Genomic DNA, 4,299 nt, shown 5'->3' with positions numbered 1-4,299 from the left:
GGCGGCCTCCAGGGCGCGGGCGGTGGCGATCCGCTCCGGCCCGTACGGGCGCACCAGGGCGGGGGCCATGCAGACCAGCCAGGCCAGTGCGGCGCCGAGCGCGGTGAGTGCCAGGTGCGGCGGCACCTCGGCGAGCCGCTGCGGGACGAAGGCGCAGCCGGCGGAGGTGAAGGTGATGATCAGGCTGCCGGGCGGGCCGACCCGGGCGGCGTCGCAGAGCAGCTTGTGCAGCGCGGCGAGCACCGCCGCCACCGCGACCAGGACGGCAGCGTCGCGGGTCAGCGCCGCAGCGGTCAGGGCGGCGCCGGTGCTGAGCACGGTGCCGAACAGCACCCCGACCAGCATCCGGGCCCGGGCCCGGTACGGCAGGCCGTGCCCGTACAGCGCGCCCAGGCCGCCGGCCGAGGTGTAGAGGGCGAGGTCGAGCCGGCCGAGGCCGAGCAGGGTGAGGTTGAGCGCGCCGAGGGTGACCACGGCGCTGAGCGCGGGCTTGTGCCAGCCGTCCCCGGCCGGTCCGACCCGAAGTGCCTGGCGGAACTGGGCGGTTGTGACCATGCGTAAAAGGTTAGCAGGTAATTTACCCGTGAAACATATGCCCCGGACACCCCTGCCACAGGGGTTCCTGAAAAAAATCGCGGTCGGAGCGATGAGTTCTGCGGCGAACCCCGGTCTACCCCCATGACCGACTCGCACGACAGAAGGAGCACCCCATGAACACCCTGGTCTCCACCGACGGCACCGCCCTCGCCTGCTCCGTCACCGGCTCCGGCCCGGCGGTCGTCCTGGTCGACGGCGCACTGTGCCACCGCGGCATGGGACCGAGCGCCGCGATCGCCGAGCAGCTGGCGGGGCACCACACCGTGTGGACCTACGACCGGCGCGGGCGCGGCGGCAGCGGTGACACCGGCCCCTTCGCGGTGGAGCGCGAAATCGAGGACCTGGCCGCCGTCATCGCGGCGGCGGGCGGCTCGGCCGCCGTCTTCGCCCACTCCTCCGGCGGCGCGCTCGCCCTGCGGGCCGCCGCCGCGGACATCGGCATCACCCGACTCGCCGTCTACGAGCCGCCGTTCAGCACCGAGGAGGGGCAGAGCGAGCGCTTCCGCCGGTACGTCGCCGAGCTGACGGCGGCACTCGCCGAGGAGCGCCGCGGGGACGCCGTCGCGGCCCTCATGGTCTACGCCGGGGCGCCGGCGGAGATGGTGGACGGGATGCGCGGCGCGCCGGTGTGGCCGCTGTTCGAGGCGATCGCACCGACCCTGGCGTACGACGCGGCGGCGCTCGGCGACCGGACCGGCGCGGCCGTCCCGGCGGACCTGCTGGCCACGATCGCCGTACCGACCCTGGCCCTGGACGGCGGCGCCAGCCCGGAGTCGTTGCGGGCACCGGCCCACGCGGTGGCGGCGGCCGTGCCGGGCGCCGCGTACCGGACGCTGGACGGCCAGACCCACGAGGTGACGGCCGAGGTGCTGGCGCCGGAGCTGCTGACGTTCTTCGCCTGACGCGCGTCCGGGGCACCGCCCGGTCTTCCGACGACCGCCGGCGGCGGTCTGCGCCGCCGACGAGCGGGCGCCGAGCGGTTCGGCGACGGGACACGCCCGTCCGGCGATGGTCGACCCCCTGTTCGAGCAGAACGGACAAGGGTTCGACCGACGGCTGCCTGCGGGCTCCCGTCACCGGGCCCGCCCGCTCTCCCGCCGGTACGAATGGCCCCGCACGGCACACCTCGGCACACCCCCTCCTCATATGATCGGAGCGACATGCGCCATGCTTGGTGATGCAGAACACTGAACGGAACTTGCGCCGGACGGCCCACCCGCCGTACGGCCGAGAAGGAGGAAGCACGTGGACGACGTTCTGCGGCGCGCCGCACTCTTCGCGGCACTCGACGACGAACAGGCCGGCGAGCTGCGCGCTTCCATGACCGAGGTCACCCTCGCCCGTGGGGAGTCGCTGTTCCACGAGGGCGACCCGGGCGACCGGCTGTACGTCGTGGCGGAGGGCAAGGTCAAGCTGCACCGCGCATCGCCGGACGGCCGCGAGAACATGCTGGCCGTGCTCGGCCCCAGCGAGATGATCGGCGAGCTGTCGCTGTTCGACCCGGGCCCGCGCACCGCGACCGCCAGCGCGCTGACCGAGGTCAAGCTGCTGGGCCTCGGCCACGGTGACCTCCAGCCCTGGCTGCACGCCCGCCCCGAGGTCTCGATCGCGCTGCTGCGGGCCATCGCCCGCCGCCTGCGCCGCACCAACGACGTGATGTCCGACCTGGTCTTCTCCGACGTGCCCGGCCGCGTCGCCAAGGCCCTGCTGGACCTCTCCCGCCGGTTCGGCGTGCAGTCCGAGGAGGGCATCCACGTCGCCCACGACCTCACCCAGGAGGAGCTGGCCCAGCTGGTCGGCGCCTCCCGCGAGACGGTCAACAAGGCGCTCGCCGACTTCGCCGGCCGCGGCTGGCTGAAGCTGGAGGCCCGCGCGGTGGTCCTGCTGGACGTCGAGCGGCTGTCGCGCCGCTCGCGCTGACGCCCACCGACACGGAAGGGGCCCGTCCGATCCGGACGGGCCCCTCCGCGTTCACCGGCTCAGTCGGCGCCCGGAATCAGCCCGTGCTCCTCCAGGTAGTCCAGCTGGGCCCGCACCGACAGCTCGGCGGCCGGCCAGAGCGCCCGGTCCACGTCCGCGTAGACCCGGGCCACCACCTCCGACGCGTCCCGGCAGCCCGCCTCGACCGCGGTCTCCACCTGGGCGAGCCGGGCGGCCCGGTGGGCCAGGTAGAAGTCGACGGCGCCGAGCGCGTCCGCGAGCACCGGGCCGTGGCCCGGCAGCACGGTCCGTACGCCGTGCTGGGAGGCCATGGTGTGCAGCCGGCGCAGCGAGTCCAGGTAGTCGCCGAGCCGGCCGTCGGGATGCGCGACCATCGTCGTGCCGCGGCCGAGCACGGTGTCGCCGGTGAGCACCGCACCGTCGTCCGGCAGATGGAAGGTCAGCGAGTCGGAGGTGTGCCCCGGGGTGGCCACCACCCGCAGGTCCAGGCCGCCGACCTCCAGGCGCTGGCCGCCCACCAGGCCCTCCGAGCCCAGCCGGTGCGCCGGGTCCAGGGCCCGCACCTCGGTGCCGGTCAGCTCGGCGAAGCGGGCCGCGCCCTCGGAGTGGTCGGCGTGGCCGTGGGTGAGCAGGGTCAGCGCGATCCGCTTGCCCCGCTCCTGCGCGAGGTCGATCACCCGGCGCAGATGGCCCTCGTGCAGCGGGCCCGGGTCGATCACCACCGCGAGGTCGGAGCCGGGCTCGGAGAGCAGCCAGGTGTTGGTACCGTCCAGCGTCATCGGCGACGGGTTCGGCGCCAGCACGCACAGCGCCCGAGGGGTGGCCTCGCCGCCGACGACGGCGGCGGGGTCGCCCGGCAGCAGTCCGCTCACCGGCCACCTCCGCCGTCTCGATGCAGGGCCCGCAGCGGCAGCGCCCGGACGAGGGCGCGCTGCGCCACCTCGGCGAACGGGACCTGGCTGTCGCAGGCCGGGTCACGGGGAGTCAGGCGGCGGGCGGGCATCTCGGGCGCCGTCCGGCGAGCCACGTCGTTGTGGGTCATCGGGCGTCGGTCCTCTCTCTGCGTCGGTACGGGGAGGTCGGGTCGTGCGGGCCGTACGGGTCTTGCGGTCTTGCGGGTCGTACGGGTCTTGCGGGCCGTACGGGTCGTCCCGGTCGGTGGAACGGTCAGGAGCCCTCGGGGAACTCCCCGTCGATGGTCAGCTCCTCATAACCGGGCCAGCGGACCGTCAGGCGGTCGCCGCGGACCTCGGCCCGGCCCAGGACCGGCGCCAGCGGACGGTCGACCGCCACGGCCAGGGCCTCGGCGACGGTCCGCACCGCCGACAGCTCGCGCAGCACCGTCACGGTCGGCGGCAGCATGCCGAACCGGCCCTCCCGGTGGCCCCGCACCGCCTCGGCGGGGGTCAGCCAGGCGACCCGGTCGGCCTCGCCGACCTCCAGGGCCGCGCGCTGGCCGGCCGGCAGCGCGGCGACGAAGAACCAGGTGTCGTAGCGCCGGTCCTCGAACTCCGGGGTGATCCAGCGGGCCCAGCCGCCCAGCAGGTCGCTGCGCAGCACCAGGCCGTGGTCCCGGAGGAACTCGGCGAGGGACAGCTCGTGCGCCTCCAGCGCGGCCCGCTCGGCGGACCAGTCGCGCGGCTCGGCGACGCTGTCGGCGTCCGGGCCGGCCAGCAGCACGCCGGCCTCCTCGAAGGTCTCGCGGACGGCCGCGCAGACCACCGCCCGCGCCGTCCGGGCGTCCACCCCGAGCCGCCGCGC

Annotated in this window: 5 protein-coding genes and 1 pseudogene; 2 read left to right on the top strand and 4 right to left on the bottom strand. The window is 75.1% G+C overall.

What is annotated here, in order from left to right; genetic code table 11:
• Nucleotides 1-555 (bottom strand): annotated as a pseudogene (locus KS423_RS39670) (FUSC family protein); the annotation flags it as partial.
• Between the two features lie 155 nt (nucleotides 556-710).
• On the opposite strand from KS423_RS39670, the gene KS423_RS39665 reads away from it, so the two are divergent.
• Together KS423_RS39665 and KS423_RS39660 are read left to right on the top strand one after the other, a co-directional pair.
• On the top strand, nucleotides 711-1,499 hold the full coding sequence (locus KS423_RS39665) for an alpha/beta fold hydrolase (RefSeq protein ID WP_224284583.1): 789 nt from the start codon (nucleotides 711-713) through the stop codon (nucleotides 1,497-1,499).
• Between the two features lie 343 nt (nucleotides 1,500-1,842).
• Nucleotides 1,843-2,517: a Crp/Fnr family transcriptional regulator gene (locus KS423_RS39660; RefSeq protein ID WP_030288117.1), complete on the top strand. Its 675-nt coding sequence runs from the start codon at nucleotides 1,843-1,845 to the stop codon at nucleotides 2,515-2,517.
• Between the two features lie 59 nt (nucleotides 2,518-2,576).
• On the opposite strand, the gene KS423_RS39655 is transcribed toward KS423_RS39660, so the two are convergent.
• From KS423_RS39655 to KS423_RS39645, 3 genes are all read right to left on the bottom strand, one after another.
• Nucleotides 2,577-3,410, bottom strand: a complete 834-nt coding sequence (locus KS423_RS39655) for an MBL fold metallo-hydrolase (RefSeq protein ID WP_224284582.1) — start codon at nucleotides 3,408-3,410, stop codon at nucleotides 2,577-2,579.
• A complete protein-coding gene (locus KS423_RS39650) occupies nucleotides 3,407-3,580 on the bottom strand; it encodes a hypothetical protein (protein WP_224284581.1) in 174 nt (57 codons plus the stop codon). Before KS423_RS39650 ends, KS423_RS39655 begins: the two co-directional genes overlap by 4 nt.
• 125 nt (nucleotides 3,581-3,705) lie before the next feature.
• A partial coding sequence (locus KS423_RS39645) for an NUDIX hydrolase (protein ID WP_224284580.1) occupies nucleotides 3,706-4,299 on the bottom strand: 594 nt, incomplete at its 5' end.

The sequence above is a fragment of the Streptomyces sp. LS1784 genome, assembly GCF_020103755.1.
In the GTDB taxonomy this organism is placed as follows: Bacteria; Actinomycetota; Actinomycetes; order Streptomycetales; family Streptomycetaceae; genus Kitasatospora.
The sequence above is the reverse complement of the archived record's forward strand: the minus strand, read 5'-3'. Positions and strand labels throughout refer to the sequence as shown.

What these genes read in the sequence shown, in the direction of transcription:
- KS423_RS39650 (WP_224284581.1), bottom strand. Translation starts at nt 3,580, where the DNA reads ATGACCCACAACGACGTGGCTCGCCGGACGGCGCCCGAGATGCCCGCC.
- KS423_RS39665 (WP_224284583.1), top strand. Translation starts at nt 711, where the DNA reads ATGAACACCCTGGTCTCCACCGACGGCACCGCCCTCGCCTGCTCCGTC.